At 71.1% G+C, this 18,307-nt stretch carries 15 protein-coding genes; 13 read left to right on the top strand and 2 right to left on the bottom strand.

From position 1 onward, the window contains the following. Positions 1-204 precede the first annotated feature (204 nt). From V1633_RS33455 to V1633_RS33430, 6 genes are all read left to right on the top strand, one after another. Positions 205-759, top strand: a complete 555-nt coding sequence (locus V1633_RS33455) for an RNA polymerase sigma factor (protein WP_331213760.1) — start codon at positions 205-207, stop codon at positions 757-759. After that, positions 756-2,708, top strand: coding sequence for an EAL domain-containing protein (locus tag V1633_RS33450; protein ID WP_331213761.1), 1,953 nt, complete (start codon positions 756-758; stop codon positions 2,706-2,708). The genes V1633_RS33455 and V1633_RS33450 overlap by 4 nt, the downstream gene beginning before the upstream one ends. Positions 2,709-2,775: 67 nt before the next feature. Continuing rightward, positions 2,776-3,555 carry a hypothetical protein gene (locus V1633_RS33445; RefSeq protein WP_331213762.1) on the top strand — a complete coding sequence of 260 codons (780 nt, stop codon included), beginning with the start codon at positions 2,776-2,778 and terminating at the stop codon, positions 3,553-3,555. Beyond that, positions 3,548-4,468 (top strand): serine hydrolase, encoded by a 921-nt coding sequence (locus V1633_RS33440; RefSeq protein ID WP_331213763.1) that lies wholly within the window; start codon positions 3,548-3,550, stop codon positions 4,466-4,468. Before V1633_RS33445 ends, V1633_RS33440 begins: the two co-directional genes overlap by 8 nt. A 123-nt stretch (positions 4,469-4,591) precedes the next feature. After that, positions 4,592-5,203, top strand: coding sequence for a DinB family protein (locus V1633_RS33435; protein WP_331213764.1), 612 nt, complete (start codon positions 4,592-4,594; stop codon positions 5,201-5,203). A 153-nt stretch (positions 5,204-5,356) separates the two neighbouring features. Beyond that, a complete protein-coding gene (locus tag V1633_RS33430; protein WP_407951984.1) occupies positions 5,357-7,417 on the top strand; it encodes an acyl-CoA dehydrogenase family protein in 2,061 nt (686 codons plus the stop codon). 57 nt (positions 7,418-7,474) lie between these two features. Here V1633_RS33430 and V1633_RS33425 read toward each other — a convergent pair whose 3' ends face one another. Together V1633_RS33425 and V1633_RS33420 are read right to left on the bottom strand one after the other, a co-directional pair. Beyond that, entirely contained in the window at positions 7,475-7,666 is a 192-nt protein-coding gene (locus tag V1633_RS33425) for a hypothetical protein (protein WP_331213765.1), read from the bottom strand. Positions 7,667-7,853: 187 nt separating this feature from the next. Then, entirely contained in the window at positions 7,854-8,870 is a 1,017-nt protein-coding gene (locus V1633_RS33420) for an aldo/keto reductase (protein ID WP_331213766.1), read from the bottom strand. 985 nt (positions 8,871-9,855) lie between these two features. Between V1633_RS33420 and V1633_RS33415 the strand changes: the two genes are divergently transcribed. The 7 genes from V1633_RS33415 to V1633_RS33385 all read left to right on the top strand — a co-directional run bounded on the left by V1633_RS33415 (position 9,856) and on the right by V1633_RS33385 (position 18,252). Continuing rightward, positions 9,856-10,443: a GNAT family N-acetyltransferase gene (locus tag V1633_RS33415; protein WP_331213767.1), complete on the top strand. Its 588-nt coding sequence runs from the start codon at positions 9,856-9,858 to the stop codon at positions 10,441-10,443. A gap of 146 nt (positions 10,444-10,589) precedes the next feature. After that, complete coding sequence (gene argH, locus V1633_RS33410; RefSeq protein ID WP_331213768.1) at positions 10,590-12,029, top strand: argininosuccinate lyase; 1,440 nt, start codon at positions 10,590-10,592, stop codon at positions 12,027-12,029. Between the two features lie 34 nt (positions 12,030-12,063). Next, positions 12,064-13,290 (top strand): argininosuccinate synthase, encoded by a 1,227-nt coding sequence (locus V1633_RS33405; RefSeq protein ID WP_331213769.1) that lies wholly within the window; start codon positions 12,064-12,066, stop codon positions 13,288-13,290. Continuing rightward, positions 13,287-14,516: an MFS transporter gene (locus V1633_RS33400; protein ID WP_331213770.1), complete on the top strand. Its 1,230-nt coding sequence runs from the start codon at positions 13,287-13,289 to the stop codon at positions 14,514-14,516. The genes V1633_RS33405 and V1633_RS33400 overlap by 4 nt, the downstream gene beginning before the upstream one ends. Positions 14,517-14,525: 9 nt before the next feature. Further along, on the top strand, positions 14,526-15,752 hold the full coding sequence (locus V1633_RS33395; RefSeq protein WP_331213771.1) for a GNAT family N-acetyltransferase: 1,227 nt from the start codon (positions 14,526-14,528) through the stop codon (positions 15,750-15,752). Then, positions 15,749-17,011, top strand: a complete 1,263-nt coding sequence (locus tag V1633_RS33390; RefSeq protein ID WP_331213772.1) for an ATP-grasp domain-containing protein — start codon at positions 15,749-15,751, stop codon at positions 17,009-17,011. Before V1633_RS33395 ends, V1633_RS33390 begins: the two co-directional genes overlap by 4 nt. After that, complete coding sequence (locus tag V1633_RS33385; RefSeq protein ID WP_331213773.1) at positions 17,008-18,252, top strand: MFS transporter; 1,245 nt, start codon at positions 17,008-17,010, stop codon at positions 18,250-18,252. Before V1633_RS33390 ends, V1633_RS33385 begins: the two co-directional genes overlap by 4 nt. Positions 18,253-18,307: the final 55 nt, after the last annotated feature.

The raw sequence follows: 18,307 nt of genomic DNA, 5'->3' as shown, positions 1-18,307 counted from the left end.
CGTCGCCGCCGACATCACCGTCATTGACGGAGAGTTATACGGGGAACGACACCTACGGAGACGAGAGACGAGAATGGATCACCTGCAGGGGGGGTTGCACGCCGGGGACCCGGTGGCAGCTGTGGCGGGGCCGTTCGGGGGAGCGGGACGCGGACCAGGAGGGGGCGGGACGGCGTGAGGGGGCACGGCAAGGCGGCAGTACGGGTGGAGTCCGGCACTCGGTTGGGGGACCGGGAACAGACCGACCTGGACGTCGGTTTCGAGGAGTTCTGCCAGCAGAACTTCGTGCTGGTGGAGCGTTTCCTGCTGTATCAGTGTCCGGACCCGGGTGTGGTCGAGGACGCCGTACTGGAGGCGTTTGTCGCCGCCCGCGCCGAGTGGGACCAGATCCGTGGCTACCGGAAGCCGTTGGCCTGGGTGGTGCAGACCGCCCGGCACAGGTTGTCGATCGTCCGGCGGCGCGCGGCGGCGGAGCAGGGTGGACCGGATGTCCTGTCGGCCGGGCCACCGGACGAACCGCTGGCCGGCTCGGCCGCCGTGGCCCGCGAACTGCTCCAGGGTTGGCTGCGACAACTGCCACCACGTCAGGCGGAGGTCCTCGCGCTGGCTCTCGACGGATGGTCCGATCAGGAGATCGCCCGGGTGCTCGGTGTCGCGTACCGCACCGCGCGCAGCTACCGGCGACAGGCGCGGCGCCGGCTCCGTGAGGTCGCCGAGCGGGCGGACCTTCCCGAGGGCGAGGCGCGGGGAGGGCGATGAACCTGGACGAGGTTCTCGCCCTGGCCGGTGCGGGCGGTCTGAGTGAACTGGAACGGGCCCGGGCCCGCCGGGCGACCCGGCGGATCCAGCAGGAGTACCAGCGCGCCGAGTCCGCAGGCGTCGACCCGATCAGCGACGTCGACGTACGCGACCCGCTGGCCGACGACGTCGACGAGGCGGCCCGGATCATCCGGGCCGCCCAACTGGCCAAACTGGGCAGCCTGTGGTGGAACCGGAAGGACGGCGGACTGCGCTGGTCGGACGAGATGTCGTTGGTCTTCGGCTATCCACCCGGCACGGTCCGACCGTCGGTGGAGCTGCTCTCCCGGCTGATCCATCCGGACGACGTCGCGGAGGTCCGCCGGACCGTCGAATCCGCCTGGCAGGCGGAGACGGTCCGCGAGACGAGCTTCCGGGTGGTCCGCCCGGACAAGATCGTCCGGTACGTCTCCGCGCTGGTCGAGATCGTGGTCGACGCGCGGAACCGCCCGTGCGGCATCGTCGCCACCGGTCAGGATGTCACCGAGGCGGAACTGGACCGACAGGAGCGGGCCCGGCTGGCCCGGCGCCGGGAGACGGTCCGGACCGAGCTGGCCGGACGGGACCCGGGCGCGGATCCGCTCAGCCGGCCGAGGTTCATCAACGAGATCAACGCCGCCCAGCGGGCCGGGCCGGGCGTGCTGCTGGTGGTGGCCGTCGCGCCGGTCGTCCCGATCCCGTCCGGAGCCGGCCCGAGGGGTACCGACCCGACCGGTGTCCACCCCGGACATCCGGACGTGGCCGGTGGTGACGACCACGACCGGCTGGACGTCGCCGTCGGTGCCGTCGTCCGACGGGCGGTACGGCGTGCCGACGTCTACGGCCGTACCGCGCCCGGCGAGTTCGGTGTGCTGATGCACCGGACCACCCTCGGGGCGGCCCGGGCGGTCGCGGAGGCGGTGGTCGCCGGGATCCGGAACCAGTCCTTCCTGCTCGGCCGGAGCCGGCTGCGGCTCAACGCCTGGGCCGGTCTGATCCGTTATCCGGGCCGGCACGGGAGTCGGGCCCTCGACGTGCTGCTCGACGCCGAGGCGGCGTGGCGACTGGCCCGGGTGGCCGGGGTCGACTGCGTGGCACCCGAGCAGGCGGCGGACGGGTCGGATCAACGGCGGGGTACGCGGGGCTCGACCCCGGTGACCCCGCCCGCGCACCGGTTCACCCTGCACACCCAGCCGATCCTCGACCTGCGGCTGAACCAGATCACCCGGCAGGAGATCCTGCTCCGGCTGGCCGACGAGGGCGTCGATCCGTACCCGGTGGCCGGTCCGCACGGGGCGGCGGGACCGGCCGGCGAGGTCGTGCCACTCGACCGTTGGGTGGTCGACCACGCCCTCGAACTGGTCGCCCGGGGCGCCGGTACCTCGCACTACCAGGTGAGTCTCTCCGACCGGTCGCCCGGCGACCCGGAGCTGCTGGAGCACCTGCAGCAGCGGTTGAGGCGGTACGACGTCGACCCTGGCCAGCTCACCTTCGCGATCAGCGAGGCGGCGCTGACCGGCGATCCGACCAGGGCGGTGGACTTCACACACGGCCTCCGGCAGCTCGGTTGTCAACTCGCCCTCGACGACTTCGATCCCGGGCACGCGGCCGCCGACTCGCTCACCTGCCTTCCGGTGGACCTGGTCCGGATCGACGGCGAGCTGACCTCCGGGCTCCGCACCTCCCGCCCGCACCAGCGGGCCGTACGGTCGGTCGTCGAGACCTGCCGCGAGCTGGGCATCCGGACGGCGGCGCAACACGTCCGGGACCACGCCACCCGGGACCTGCTCCGCGAGTACGGGGTCGATTTCGCCCAGGGCTACCTGGTCGGCCGTCCCAAGGCGGTCACCGGCCCGCACCGGACCCTGTCGACGGCCGGCGGGTCCGTCCCGTCCGATCCGGCGCTGCGGCCATCGGCCGCCCCGGGGTGACCCCGGGAATCTCGACGAGTGTGCCACGTCATGCAACGTCGTGAGCCCCCGTCACCGTAGTAGGGGTGTGACGGATCAGCGGGCGTGGCGGCGCGGGCAGGCGACAGAGCCGGGCGCGGCGGCGTTGCGGTCCGTCCGCACCGCGCTGCTGCCCGTTCTCCTCAGCCTCGCCACCCTGGTCACGGGCTGTGACGGAGCCGGAGCGCCGGAGCCCGCGAAGCGGGGTGCGACCGCCGGAACCGTCGGTGTTCCGGTCACCGAGGCTCCGGTGGGTGGCCCGGTCACCGGCTCGACGACCGGGGCCCCGGCCACCACCGACGGTCCGTCCCGAGATGTCCTCGTGGCGGCCCTGTTGGGGCCCGCTGAGCTGGGTGCGGGGTGGCGGGAGGGCGGTTCGCCAGCGGAGGCGCCACCCTGGCCGTGGCTGCAGACCGACTGTCCGGCGTACCGGGACGGGGACTATCCCGCCCAGCGGCATCGCCGCGACGCGGTACAGCGTCGCTACCAGCACGAGTCGTCACAGCAGGCGGCGATGCACGTCGTCGAGGCGTACCAGGCCGGTTGGGCGGTGCGCGCGCTGGACGACGTACGCCGGGTTGTCCGGATCTGTTCCCGGTACGCGGCCTGGGGCGGAACGATCTCGTTCACCGTTCTGCACAGTCGACTCCGGGCCGAGGAGGGTGTGCTGGTGCTGGGCCGGATCGAGGCTCCCGGGGCACCCGAGCGGTTCACCCTCTTTCTGACCGTACGCCGGGGTGATTTACTCTCGACGCTGAACGTGCCGGGTCCGATGGACGAGTGGCGAGCGTACGAGACGGCGGAGAAGTTGGTGGATCTTCTTGGCTAGCCGATCGCGGCGGCGGGGTGTGGGTCGTCGGGAGATTCTTCTCTCCGGTGCCACCGCGCTGCTCGGAGTGGGTGTTGTCGGCAGTGGGATCACCCGGTGGTGGGAGGACGGTGCCAGCGGGACGTCAGCGGCCCTGGTCCCGCCGCCGACTCCGCCCACCCCGACCCCGGACTACCAGGGCATCGCCCGATCCAAGATCGAGAAGTACCTGCGGGACGCGGGTGACCGGGTCACCGTCGCGGTACGCGACCAGGTGACCGGTCTGGAGCTCACCGTCGGCAAGCGGCGTTTCCAGACCGCCAGCATCGTCAAGGTCGACATCCTCGCCGCGTTGCTGCTGCACCGCCAGGAGCAGGGCAAGTCCCTCACCTCGTACGAGCGGAACCTCGCCCGTCCCATGATCGTGCTCAGCGACAACAACGCCACGACCAGCCTGTACCAGACCATCGGCTACCGGGCCGGCCTCACCGAGGCGAACAAGACCCTCGGGTTGAAGGAGACGAAGCCGAACGCGAGCTGGGGGATGACCACCACCACGGCCGCCGACCAGCTCCGGCTGCTGAAGACGATCACCGATCCGGACGGTCCGCTGACCGAGGCGAGCCGGAAATACCTGCTCGGCCTGATGGGCGACGTCGACGAGGCCCAGGACTGGGGCATCACCGCAGCGGCCGGCGAGGACGCCACCGCGAGTTATGTCAAGAACGGCTGGGACACCATCGACATCGACAACGGGCTCTGGCAGGTGAACAGCATCGGACGGATCATCGAACCGGACCGGGACTGGCTGATCGCCGTACTCTCCGACCACCACGCCAGCCAGGAGAAGGGCATCAAACTGGTGGAGCGGGTGGCGAAGTACACCCTGAACCAGTTGCGGCCCATCCCGGCGCCGGAGGATCAGACCCACTGAGCGGTCCGGTCTCGTACCGGTGGAGCCTGCGGCGTCGCGGAGGCCCGGGCGGCCGGTGACCCTCGGTCAGGGCGGGCCGGGCCGGTGACGGCGCAGCTCAGGACTGGTGGCAGGCTGCTGGTCATGATGGGATCGGATCCGAAGGCGGACCTGCACCGCTACCTCCAGTCGGCCCGCGACGCGCTGCTGTGGAAGCTCGACGGCCTCGCCGAGTACGACATCCGTCGCCCGCTGACCCCGACCGGCACCAATCTGCTGGGGCTGGTCAAGCACGCGGCCACGGTCGAGGCGGGGTACTTCGGCGACTGTTTCGGTCGTCCGTTCGGTGAACCGTTGCCGTGGCTGACCGACCACACCGAGCCGAACGGTGACATGTGGGCCACCGCCGACGAGCCGCGGGAGTGGATCGTCGGGCTCTACCGGCGGGTGTGGGCGCACTCCGACACGACGGTCGACACCCTGGGCCTGGACGCGGTCGGTCGGGTGGCCTGGTGGCCGAAGGACCGCAACGAGGTGACGCTGCACCGGGTCCTGGTGCACGTGATCGCCGAGACCCACCGGCACGCCGGGCACGCGGACATCGTCCGTGAGCTGATCGACGGGGAGGCGGGGATGCAGCAGGGGAACAGCAACCTGCCCTCGGTCGGCCAGGCCTGGTGGGTGGAGTACCACAGGCGGGTGCAGTACGCGGCGGAGCAGGCCCGGGACGCTGGCCCCGCCGGCCGTCCACGGTAGAGGACAAGATCGCCGCAGGCTGGCATAACTCTTGCTACCGCTGGGTAACAAATGGGAGTAGCTTTGTCCTTACTGGTTGTAGGCGTTAACAGGGGGCCCCTCCTCGACAAAAACCGATAACAGGGGCCCTTCCTCACACGTCAGGGGGTTGCCGTGACCACGACTCAGCACAACACGTCGGCGGCGGGTGAATCCGACGGCGTCGGGTCACCGCCCGGCGGAGCCGGTTCGCTCGCTGACGGGGTCGGTCCGATGCCCAAGGAGGTCGGCTCGTCACCCCAGGAGGGCGGCCAGGTCTCCGAGCGCGAGGCCCGACAGGTCGCCGAGGCGGCCCGGGAGTCGGAGTGGCGCAAGCCGAGCTTCGGCAAGGAACTGTTCCTCGGCCGGTTCCGGCTCGACCTGATCGAGCCCTGGCCCCGACCCGACCCGGAGCGGACGGCGAAGGCCGAGGAGTTCCTCGGCCGGCTCGACGCGTACTGCCGCTCCGAGGTGGACGGTGCGGCCATCGAGCGGGACGCCCGGATCCCCGACGAGGTGTTCCAGGGACTGGCCCGGCTCGGCGCCTTCGGCATGAAGATCGACGAGAGGTACGGCGGCCTCGGGCTGTCGAACCTGCACTACTGCCGGGCGTTGATGCTGGCCGGTTCGGTGAGCCCGGCGATCGGCGCGCTGCTCTCCGCGCACCAGTCGATCGGGGTGCCGCAGCCGCTGAAGATGTTCGGCAACGAGGAGCAGAAGCAGCGCTTCCTGCCCCGGCTCGCCGCCGGCGAGGTGTCGGCGTTCCTGCTCACCGAACCCGACGTCGGCTCCGACCCGGCCCGGCTCGGCAGTACGGCCGAGCCGACCGAGGACGGCACCGGCTACCGGCTCAACGGCGTCAAGCTCTGGGCCACCAACGGTACGGTGGCGAACCTGCTGGTCGTGATGGCCCGGGTGCCGAAGACGGCGGACCGGCGTGGCGGGATCACCGCGTTTGTCGTCGAGGCCGACACGCCGGGGATCACCGTCGAGCGGCGCAACGCCTTCCTCGGACTGCGCGGGCTGGAGAACAGCGTCACCCGCTTCGACGACGTGTTCGTACCCGTCGAGAACGTCATCGGCGGCGAGGGGCGGGGTCTGCGGATCGCGTTGAGCACGCTGAACACCGGGCGTCTCTCGCTGCCCGCGATGTGTGTCGGTGCCGGCAAGTGGGCGCTGAACGTGGCCCGGGAATGGGCCGCCGAACGGGTCCAGTGGGGCCGGCCGGTCGGCGAACACGAGGCGGTGGCCGGCAAACTCGCGTTCATGGCCGCGACGACGTACGGCATGGAGACCATGCTCGACCTCTGCTGCCTGCTCGCCGACGACGACACCAACGACATCCGGATCGAGGCGGCGCTGGTCAAGCTCTACGCCAGCGAGATGGCCTGGCGGATCGCGGACGACCTGGTCCAGATCCGGGGCGGACGCGGTTACGAGACCGCCGACTCGCTGGCCGCCCGTGGCGAACGTCCGGTCGCGGTCGAGCAGTTGCTGCGTGACCTGCGGATCAACCGGATCTTCGAGGGCTCCACCGAGATCATGCACCTGCTGATCGCCCGGGAGGCGGTCGACGCGCACCTCTCGGTGGCCGGCGACATCATCGACCCTGACGCCGAACTGGGCCGCAAGGTCCGGGCCGGGGCGAAGGCCGGCGCCTTCTACGCGAAGTGGCTACCGACCCTCGCGGTCGGTCGCGGCCAGAACCCCACCGGGTACGCCGGGTACGGCGTGCTCGCCGGCCACCTGCGGCAGGTCGAGCGGGCCTCTCGCAAACTGGCCCGGTCCACCTTCTACGCGATGTCCCGCTGGCAGGGAAAGATGGAACGCAAGCAGGCGTTCCTGGGCCGGATCGTCGACATCGGTGCCGAGCTGTTCGCGATGTCGGCGGTCTGCGTACGGGCACACGCCGAGCGTGACGTCCGGCCGGAGGGCGTCGAGCTGGCCGACCTGTTCTGCCGGCAGGCCGAGGTACGGGTCGCGGCCCTGTTCCGGGCCCTGTGGGAGAACACCGATCCGGTCGACGGTACGGCGGCGAAGCGCATCCTCGCCGGCCGGTACGCCTTCCTGGAGGACGGGATCGTCACCCCGTCCGGTGACCAGCCCTGGGTGACCACCTGGCAGCCCGGCCCGTCGGAGACCGAGGACGTCCGCCGCCGGATTCCGCCCGCCGAGCCGGCGGCCGGTTCCGCCTGACCCGCCGGGTACCGGGCAGGGGCCGACCTCCGCTTCGCCGGAAGTCGGCCCCTGCGGTCAGTCCCGTCGCCGGAGGAGGGCGACGGAGACGGTTGCCGCGAGGACGCCGGCCGCCGCCCCTATCATCGCGCTTCCGACGCCGACACCGAGGTCGACCGTGGTCACCAGCACGAACCAGGCGACCAGGAGCAGGAGTCCGATCACCAGGGTCACGACCACCGGTGACCGCCGTTGCCGTTGTTCCCTCATCCGCACCGTCCCTTCTCCCACGGTGCTCGATACGTTTCCAGGACCAGGCCGAGCGAATCCCCTCCGGAGACGCGACCTCGTTCTCCGAGTGCTGGTCGTGGTCCGGTCTTCCCGGTGTCGGCCGTGGCGGCGCCGCGACACCGGCCGTCCGCCGGACGGACGGGCCGGCTGGCCCGGCGCCGGTCCGTCACCAGAGCCAGAAGTCCTTCGGGGCGGTGAGCGGGGCCAGGGTCTCCCACAGTTCCTCGGGGATGTCCCAGGTGGCGAGTCGGGCGGTCTCGGCGATCCGCTCCGGGCGGGAGACGCCGACGATGGTGGAGGTGATCCGCGGGTCGCGGAGCGAGAACTGCAGCGCCGCCGCGGCCAGCGGTACGCCGTGCAGTGCACACGCCTCCTCCATCGCCCGGATCCGGCGCAGCACCTCCGGGTCGGCCTGCCGGTAGGCGTACTTGGTGAAGTGGGCCGGGCCCTTGGCCAGGATGCCGCTGCCGAAGGGCGCTCCGTTGACCACGCCGACGCCGAGCGACACCGCCTCGTCGAGCAGGTCGCAGGCCGAGCGGTCCACCAGGGTCCACCGGTTGTGCGTGATCAGCGCGGAGAAGTGTCCGGTGCGTAGGTACTCCGCCATCAGCGCCACCGGCCCGCCGGCCACCCCGAGCTGCCCGACGATTCCCTCGCGTTGCAGCTCCAGCAGTGTCTCCACCGGTCCGCCCGGCGCCATTCCCGCCGCGAAGCTGATGTTCTCGGGGTCGTGCAGGTAGACCAGCGGCAGGTGGTCCAGGCCGAGTCGTGCCAGGCTCTCCTCGGCGGAGCGGCGTACCTGGTCGCCGGAGAAGTCGCCGGTGGCGAAGTTCCGGTCGACCTTGGTCGCCAGGACAAAACCCTCCGGCACGCCACCGATCCGGGCCAGCGCGGCGCCGATCCGTCGTTCACTCTCCCCGTCGCTGTAGCCGGCGGCGGTGTCGAGGAAGTTGAACGGTCCGGTGAGCGCGGCGAGCGCGGTCTCGGTGCCGCGTTCGGCGCTGACGTCGTACCCGAAGAGGTCGGGCATGCTGCCCAGCGGACCGCCGCCGACGCAGATCGGGGTCACCGGCAGTCCGGTGGAGCCGAGCGGTCGACGGAGGAATTCCTCGGTCGGATGGCCGTCCCGGGTCGCCGGTTGTCCCGGGCCGCCGGTCTGTCGATCACGGTTCGTTTCGGTCACGGGCTGATTCTGCCGCCAGCGGCGGGAAGGCCCGGCGGCGGTCGGACCGTACCGGCCCAGGTCGGTGGCGGATGCGGTGGATCGCCCGGCGGCCCGGCCGGGGAACCGGTCGTGACGGGCGGGCGTCGGCTGACCCGGGTAGGCCATGACCAGCGGTCGAAACAACTCCGCCGCAAAAAATAAACAATGTTGTTCCGGAGATACAGAAACTGTTTCGGTGATGTCCCTTCCGGCTGCCTCAACCGGGGCTGTGATCAGTGTTGTCCAGGAAGTCTTCAGGTGTTTCGCAGCCGATTGGGCCGTCCTGTCGATGGTCGGACCGGACGCGGAATGATCGCTAAACCTCCATCTCAGTTGCCGGGACGGGGGCTGTGCGGGAGATTGCGGCCACGTAACATCGACGACAGATGATCGGCGTTGACGCGGTGAGGTATCCCAGACCGTATGTCGGCCGACGGCTCATGCTGTCGCATGATCACTTCCGGGGCCATTCCAGCATTGTGGCTGGAAGCAGGATTCCTTTGTGTGACTCACCCGGGGCGACCGGGTGTCGGCCGTCGGTGCGCGCCGACGACGGGGATTTGCTGAAACGGGGGACGAGGCATGATGTGGAGACACCCACCCCTCCCCGCGCAGGGCGCTCGGGTGAGTTCGCCGGGTGCGGCGGGGGGATCACCCAGATAACGGAGAACGCCGGTTAGGGCGTGCCTGTCGAGCTGGGCGACCTGTCGTCACCTCGACCGGTGCGGAAGATCGCGTTCGCACAGATCCGGGCCCGACCCATGGTGCTCCTGTCACATGCTGCCTACGGCCGTACGGCCCTGGGTGGCGAATCGTGAGCGTCGTGCGGGCCGCCGCCTGTCCACAGTGATGGGTCACCGACCGCTCAGCGCCCTTCGGTGGCGTGCTGCGGAGCCCACGGAAACCGCCGACCGCCAATGTGAGCGACGTCGGCACCACGGGAGCGTCTATCAGGAGGAGGACCATGTCCGATCAACGCGGTACCGGCGGACGGGGTGCCATGCTGCTGCGACAGCGTGCCGCAGAGGTGCAGCGACGGCCCCTGACCTCGGACGAGGCGGCACTGATGACGACGGAAATCGGACGCGCCCCGAACATCACGGGCTACAGTCGGCGGGAGTGGACCGGCGGGCGTGACACCTTCGTACTGGTCGGGCTGGACGGCGGAGAGGTCATCGGTGCCACCCTGGTCCACCAACTGGCTGGCAACTGGAGCGAGATAGCGGTGGTGTACGTCCGTGAGGAGTTCCGCGGACAGGGCTTCGGAAAATTCATGCTGCAGGCGGTGCTGCGGACGCTCAAGGTCGACGGCCGGCGCAAAATCCTCTTCTTCTCGGACGCGGTGATGGAGAAGCTCGTCCGAGACTGCGGCTTCCGCATCTTCACCGAGGAGGACGAATTCGTCGGTGGACGTGCCGGTCGCTGGCTCTTCCTCAAGGTTGTTTACAAGGTGCAGTGGTTGTGGAGCGTCTACCGGATCCGCGAATTGCGTCGGAAGACCCGTGAACTCGGCAGTGAGTTCAAATTCCAGATCGCGGTGCTGAATCCCTGACGGCATCCCGGACGCGGTGGGTGACAACCGCCGCTCCGCGAGCACTGTTCCCATAGAGCCAATCTCGGCCCTGCGGTCCGTCGGGCCGCAGGCGCCGCGTGGTGCCGAGAGGGTTCACCGGCGTGGAATCGACGACAAGGCAGGACATGACAACAGATCAGACGACCGTGCGACAGACCCAGGATGCCAACCCGTTGTGGGGTGGCCGGTTCCACCAAGGGGCGAGTTCGCTGCTGGAGGAAATAAACTCGTCGGTTCATTTCGATTGGCGGCTCGCCCGCCAGGACATCACCGGCTCCATCGCACACGCCGAGATGCTCGGTGCCCGGGGCGTGATCGACCCGACCGAGGCCACGGAGATCATCGACGGATTGCGCAAGATCGAGGCCGAGATCGCGAGCGGCGACTTCCGGTTCGACCCCGCGCTGGAAGACGTGCACATGAACATCGAGGCACGGCTCCGGGAGCTGATCGGACCGACCGCCGGCCGGCTGCACACCGGCCGGTCCCGCAACGACCAGGTGGCGGTCGACACGAAGATGTGGGTACGGGACGCCATCGACCGGCTCGACGGCCTGCTGCACCGGACGATCGAGGCCGTCGTCGACAAGGCACTGGCCCACCACGCCGACGTCATGCCGGGCTTCACACACCTGCAGTGCGCGCAGCCGGTCACCATCGGGCACCACCTGCTGGCCTACGGCGAGATGTTCCTGCGTGACCGGGACCGGTTGCGGGAGGCCCGCCAGCGGCTCGACGAGTCGCCGCTGGGCGCCGCCGCCCTCGCCGGTACGAGTCACCCGATCGACCCCGCCATGACGGCCCGGGCACTCGGTTTCGAACGCGCGACGCGGAATTCCCTGGACGCCGTCTCCGACCGGGACTTCATCCTCGACTACCTCGCGGCCGGCGCGATCCTGGCGGTGCACGTCTCCCGGCTCGGCGAGGAGCTGGTGCTCTGGAGCACCCCCCAGTTCGCCTTCATCGACCTGCCGGAAGACCTCTCCGCCGGGTCGTCGATCATGCCGCAGAAACGTAACCCGGACACCGCCGAACTGATGCGGGCCAAAGCCGGCCGGGTCTTCGGCAACCTCACCGCCGTACTGACCGTCATGAAGGGCCTTCCGCTCGCGTACAGCCGCGACATGCAGGAGGACAAGGAGGCTCTCTTCGACTCCGCGGACACGCTCGAGGTCTGCGTCCGGGCGACCACCGCGATGATCGAGGGAATCACCTTCCGGCCGGCCAAGACGGCGCTCGACGCCGAACTGGGCAACGCCGTCGCCACCGATCTCGCGGACTGGCTGGTGAACGCCCGACAGGTGCCGTTCCGGGAGTCGCACCTCGTCGTCGGCGGACTGGTCAAGTTCCTCGAGGTCCAGGGCAAGGAGCTGAAGGACGTCACACCCGACGTGGTGAGCGCGTACGACCCGCGGTTCGCCGGCCTGCCGGCCGAGTTCCTCTCCGTCCAGCACGCGGTCCAACGCCGCGACTCCCCGGGCGGTCCGGCACCCGCCCTGGTCCGCGAGGCGGCCCTGGCCATGCGTGACCGCAACGACCGGATCTCGCCGGTCCGGTCATCCTGACTCCCCGGCACACCGAGACGACAAGGACGAACTCATGGCTGCTTCTCCCCGACGCGTGGTCCTCGCCTACTCCGGCGGAGTGGACACCACCGCCTGCATCCCCTACCTCCGACACGAGATGGGCTGCGAGTACATCGTGGCGATGACCGCCGATCTCGGCCAGGGCGACGAACTGGAGCCCGTACGCGAGAAGGCCCTCAAGGCTGGCGCGGACGTCGCCGTGGTGGTCGACGCCAAGGAACGGTTCGTGCGGGAGTTCGGCTTCCCCGCGGTGGCCGCCAACGCCGTCTACGACGGCCAGTACCCGCTCTCGTCGGCCCTCGGCCGGCCGCTGATCGCCGACCTCCTCGTCGGCCTCGCCCACGAGTACGACTGCGACGCCGTCGCCCACGGGTGCACCGGCAAGGGGAACGACCAGGTCCGGCTCGACCTCGCCGTGGCCCTGCTGGACCCCCGGCTGGCCATCCTGGCGCCGGCCCGGCGGTGGGGGTTCAGCCGGGCGGAGACGATCGCCTACTCGGAGAACTTCGGCATCGCCCCGCACGTGTCGAAGGAGAAGCCCTGGGCGATCGACCTCAACATCCTCGGCCGCAACGTCGAGGCGGGCCTGATCGAGGACCTGAGCTGGGAGCCCACCGAGGAGGTGTGGGCCCTCACCCAGTCCGCCGAGGCGGCGCCGGCTGTCCCCGAGTACGTGACGATCGGCTTCGTGGCGGGAGTCCCGGTCAGTCTGGACGGCGAGCCGTGCGCACCGCTCGACCTGGTGGCCCGGCTGAACGAGCTCGGCGGCCGGCACGGCGTCGGTCGGGTCGACATGATCGAGAACCGGGTCGTCGGTCTGAAGTCACGGGAGCTGTACGAGGCTCCCGCGCTGACCCTGCTGCTCCAGGCGCACCGCGAACTGGAGAACCTGGTCCTGCCGGCCGACGTCCTCACCCACAAGGCACCGATCGAGCAGGCGTACGCCAAGCAGGTCTACGACGGGCTCTGGTTCGGCCCGCTCCGGCAGGCACTCGACGGCTTCGTCGGATCGCTCCAGCAGTACGTCACCGGCGACATCAGGCTGAAGCTCTACAAGGGTGTCTCGACCGTGGTGGGACGGAGCGCGCCGAAGTCGATGTACCGGTACGACCTCGTCACGTACGGCCCCGAGTCCGCGTTCAACCAGGACAGCGCGGAGGGCTTCATCGACATCTTCGGTCTGCCCAGCCGGGTCTGGGCGCGTAACCACGGCATGGTGCCGGAACCGGAGCTGGCATGACGGTCCCCTCCGGCGCCGAGCGGGGATCCCCGGGCCGGCCGGCGTCCGCCGCGCCGCCCGGCACGGGGGCGGCGATCGTACCCATCATCATCAGCGGGGTCTTCGGGATCACGCTGGGCATCAGCTACCCACTGCTCGCGATGATGCTGGAGCGGCAGGGGGTCTCCGAGACGGTGATGGGCGTCAACGGTGCGATGACCCCGCTCGGCATGGTGCTGGCCGCGCCGCTGGTGCCGCCCATGGTGCGGCTGCTCGGGCCGTGGCGGGTCATGGTGGCCGCCACGGTCGGGGTGTCGGTGCTCCTGGTGGCCGTGGGGCTCACCGAGAGCCTGTGGTTGTGGTTCCCGCTCCGCTTCGTGCTCGGCATCTGCACCGTGGCGCTGTTCATCCTCAGCGAGACCTGGATCGGCGCGATCGCCGGCGCGTCGAACCGTGGGCAACTGCTCACCGCGTACACCTCGGTGCTGGCCCTGGGTTTCTCGGTCGGTCCCGCCGTGCTGGCGGTCTCGGACGGCTCGGTCACGGCGGGACTGCTGGTCGCCGTCGCCAGTCCGGTCCTCGCCCTGGTCCCGCTCTGGTGGGCCCGGGACCGGGTGCCGCAGATGCTCGTCGACGGCGGCATCCCGCTGCGTCCCCTGGCCAGGGCGCTGTCCGTGCTGCTGGTCGCGGTGCTGGCGGTCTCCGTCTTCGACAGCGTCACCCTCCAGTTCCTTCCGATGTACGGCACACAGTCCGGGCTCTCCACCGCGCTGGCGGCGCTCTCCCTCACGGTGCTGCTGATCGGCCAGGTGGTCTTCCAGTACCCGCTCGGCTGGTTCGCCGACCGGCTGGGTGCCCGCTCCGCCCTGATGGTCTCGCTCGTCGCCGGCGGTGTCGGCGCGCTTCTCCTGCCCGCCGCCGTCAGCAACGGGTTCTGGTACTGGCCGCTGGTGGCGGTCTGGGGCGGCGCGGCGTTCGCCGGCTACCCCCTGGTACTCGCCATTCTCGGCGAGAGCCTGCCCGGGGAGAGTCTGCTGCTCGGCAACACCGCGTTCGCGATCGTCTGGGGGGTCGGCGGCGTGATCGGTCCGCCGTACGTGGGTGCGGCCATGGACTGGCTCGGCGCCTCCGGGCTGCCCTGGTCGCTGGCGGCGCTGTGGGCGGTCGCGCTCGGCGTCACCATCGTCGGGCTGCGACGGGGGATCCGGTCCGGGCAGCGCGGGGCAGCCGATGTCGTACGGCTGTAGCGTCCGGGCGTGGGACGTGCCGGGGCCGGGACGTTGACGTCGGGCGTGGGGCGCGGGTCGGTACACCGCCGGGTTGACCTGCCCACGGCCGGTGCCCGGGTGGGTGCCGGCGGGCAGACCCGGTCCGGCGGGCACGAGGCCGGGCTTCCCGCCGGGTGGGACGCGCTGGCCGGGCCGGACGACCTCTTCCTCACCCGGCGCTGGTTGCGGGTGGTCGAGGAGGGCCTCACCGCACCGCTGCGGTATCTCTGGCTGGACCGGGCCGGGCAGGTCGTCGCCGCGGTGCCGGCGGTGCTGGCCACGGTGGACGTGCCATGGGTCCTCAGCCGGCCCGACGTGATCCTCCACAACAGCCTCGCCGCCGGCCTGCCGGACGCCGCCGGGTTCCTCGCCGGCCTGCCGGGCGCCGCCGGCCCGCCGGATCCCGCCGACTCCGGCTGGTCGGCGACGGGCGCGCTGATGCCCGGCCTGGTGGCCGGTGGCCGACACCTCGGCCACACCCGGATGCTGTCCGGCCCGGCCACCACCGCCGCCGACCTGGACCGGCTGCTGGCCGCCCTGGAACAGCTCGCCACCGGGTGGCGGGCGGCGTCGGTGGCGTTTCCGTATCTCGACGACCGCGACGACACGCTCGGCGGCGTGCTGCGCGGCCGTGGCTACCGCTCCTTCGTGTCCGGCCGCTACAGCACCCTGACCGTGCCGGCGGACGGGTTTCCCGGATACCTCGCCGCGCTGCCCCGCAAGCGTCGGGTCTCCGTCGCCGCGGAACGGCGTCGGATCCGGTCGGCGGGTGTGGTGCTCACCACGCGTCCCCTCGCGGACGTGGACCTGGCCGTACTCGCCCGGCTGGAGGTCGCCCTGCTGCGCAAACACGGCATCGACTGGGACCCGGATCGCGGAGCCGCCATCCTGGCCGCCGTCGCCGAGTCCTTCGGGCAGCACGCGTTCGTGGTGCAGGCGTACGCCGACGGCGGTCTCCGGGGGTTCGTGCTGGTCCTCGCGCACGCAGACCAGTGGTACTGCCGGCAGGCCGGCTTCGACTACCCCTACCAGCGCCGGACCCGGTTGCCCCTCTACTTCGAACTGCTCTTCTACCACCTGGTGGCGGAGGCGGCCGGTGCCGGAGTCACCACCATCCACTACGGGCTCGGCAGCACCGAGGCCAAGCGGTCCCGGGGCTGCCACGTCACCGACCAGCGCTGCTGGCTCCGAACCCTGCCCGGGGTGCCCGGATGACCGGGCAGACCGGGGACGGCTGCTTCGCGGTGGTGGAGACGAGCCTGTCCGACTTCGGATTCGCGCCGCTGGCCGCCGCCCGCGCACTCGGACTCCGTACCGTCTTCGTCACCGCCGACCCGAACCGCTACACCGGCTCGCCCGCTCTCTCCCGGGCTTTCGCCGAACACGTCACCGAGGTCCGGCAGGCCGACACCGCCGACCCCGGCGCGGTCCTGCGCAGCATCGCCGACCTGGCCCCCGACCTGCGCGGCGTCTTCTCCCTGACCGACTACAACGTCCACGTCGCGGCCCGCGTCGCCCAGGAGTTGCACCTTCCCGGGCTCGACCCGACGGCGGCGGCGACCGCCCGGGACAAACTGGCGACCCGGCGCGCCTGTGCGGCGGCGGGTGTGGCGGCGCCACGGTTCCAGTGGGTACGGACACCGGAGGAGACGCCGGACGCCGTCGCGCGGGTCGGTCTGCCCTGTGTCGTCAAACCGCTGACCGAGGCGGGCAGCGTCGGCGTGACACTGTGCCGTACGGAGCGCGAGGCGGTGGAGCGGGTACGGGCGACAATCGGGGTGACGACCGACTACCGGGGTCGGCCGCGCCCGCCCGGGGCGTTGGTCGAGGAGTATCTCGTCGGATACGAGACCAGCGTGGAGACGGTCACGGTCGACGGCCACCACCTCGTGGTCGGGGTCACCGACAAACTCCTCGGCCCGCACCCGTACTTCGTGGAACTCGGGGAGACCTTTCCCTCGCTGCTGCCGCCCGATGTGACGCGGCTCTGCGTCGGGCTGGCCACCGAGGCGTTGCGGGCGGTCGGGCACGACTTCGGGGCGGCCCACGTGGAAGTCAAGATCACCTCGGACGGGCCGAAGCTGGTGGAGGTGAACCCCCGTGTCGCGGGCGCCCAGATCACCCGGCTGATCCGCGAGAGCACCGGACTCGACCTGCCGGCCGAACTCGTCCGGCAGCACATCGGACTGGCACCGGTGCTGGGTACCGGGCCGGTGCGCGGCGCGGCCTCGCGGTACCTGACCGCGCCCGGACCCGGCCGGCTGCGGGCGGTGCACGGCGTGTCCCTGGCACGCCGGCTGCCGGGCCTGGCCGCCCTGGTCGTCGACGTCGAGCCGGGTGCCCGGCTGGCCCCACCCCGCAGCAACGTCGACCTGTTGGGATATCTGGTGGCCGTCGGTACGACCGCGGCGGAGGCGGCGCGTCGGGCGGACAGCGCCGTCGGCCAGTTGAGTTTCGAGATCGATCCCGGGTGAACCGACTCCGCCGATCCGGTCGACCAGCCGTGCTGGCCCGGGGGCCCGGAGTGATCCGGTACGGCGCGGCGGGACTGTTGAACGCCCTCGGCACCGGCGTCTTCTACCCGTACGCCCTGCTGGTCTTCCAGGAGGTGGCCCGGCTGCCGCTGCGTACCGTCGGGATCGTCCTCACCGTCGCCGCGTTCGCGGCGCTGCCGGCGATGTCGCTGGTCGGCCGGGCGGTGGACCGGGCCGGTCCGCGTACGGTGCTGGTCGTGGCGTCGCTGAGCCGGGCCGCCGCCTTCGTCGGGTACGTGGCGTTGCCGGGCGTGCTGCCCTTCCTGCTGATCAGTGTGCTGGTCGCGATCGCGAACCGGGCGGAGCAGGTGGCGTCACCGGCGCTCGCCGTCGCGCTGGCGCCGGACGGTCAGGCGGGACGCTGGCTCGCGCTGTCCCGGGCGGTGTTCAACGCCGGTATCGGCGGGGGAGCGCTGATCGCCAGCGCCTTCGTCGGCCACGGGCGGACCGGCTTCCTGGTGCTCACCCTCGCCAACGCGGTGAGTTTCCTGGCCACCGCGCTCCTGCACGGGTCGCTACCCGCCGGGAGATCCTCGGCGGAGTCCGGTACGGCCGACGGGCACCGCAAACCCGACCCGCCGTGGCGTACCCCGCGATTCCTGCGGGTCAGCCTGATCACCGCGACGCTGTGGGCGGTGGCGCTCGCGGTCGAGGCCGCCCTGCCGGTGGTGGTGATCGTGCAACTCGGGCAGCCGGCGTGGGTGGCCGGGACGCTCTTCGCCGTCAACACCGCACTGCTCGCGCTCTGTCACGTACCGGTGGGTGCCGCGCTGACCCGCCACGACCCCTGGCGGGTGCTGGCCGTCGGTGCGCTGCTGCACGGCACCCTCGCGGTGGCCTTCCTCGTGGTCGAGCGGTACGCCGTGGCGCTGCTCCTGGTGCTGCTGCTGGTCGGCATGGTCGGCTACACCCTCGGGGAACTGGTCGCCGCACAGGCCGGGCTCGTCCTGCTCACCGAACTGCCGCCGCCCGCCCGACGTGGCCGGCACCTCGCGTTCCACCAGATGCTCGTCGGCGCCGCGGGGGCGCTGGTCCCGGTTGTCGTCACCGCGCTGCTGGCCCGCTGGCCGGCCGTGCTGTGGTGGGGGGTGCTCGCGCTGTCCGCGCTGGCCGCCGGCTCGGCGCGGACCGTACGCGGCACGACGCGTCAAGCGCCGCCTGGCCGGACATCCGCCGGGTAAGCTGCCTATCCGTTGCATGCAGTCATCGATGCTTCTCGTTCTCAGGGGTGGTCGC

Source organism: Plantactinospora sonchi (assembly GCF_036422035.1).
Classification (GTDB): Bacteria; Actinomycetota; Actinomycetes; order Mycobacteriales; family Micromonosporaceae; genus Plantactinospora; species Plantactinospora sonchi.
This window is presented reverse-complemented; position numbering and strand designations above follow the sequence as displayed.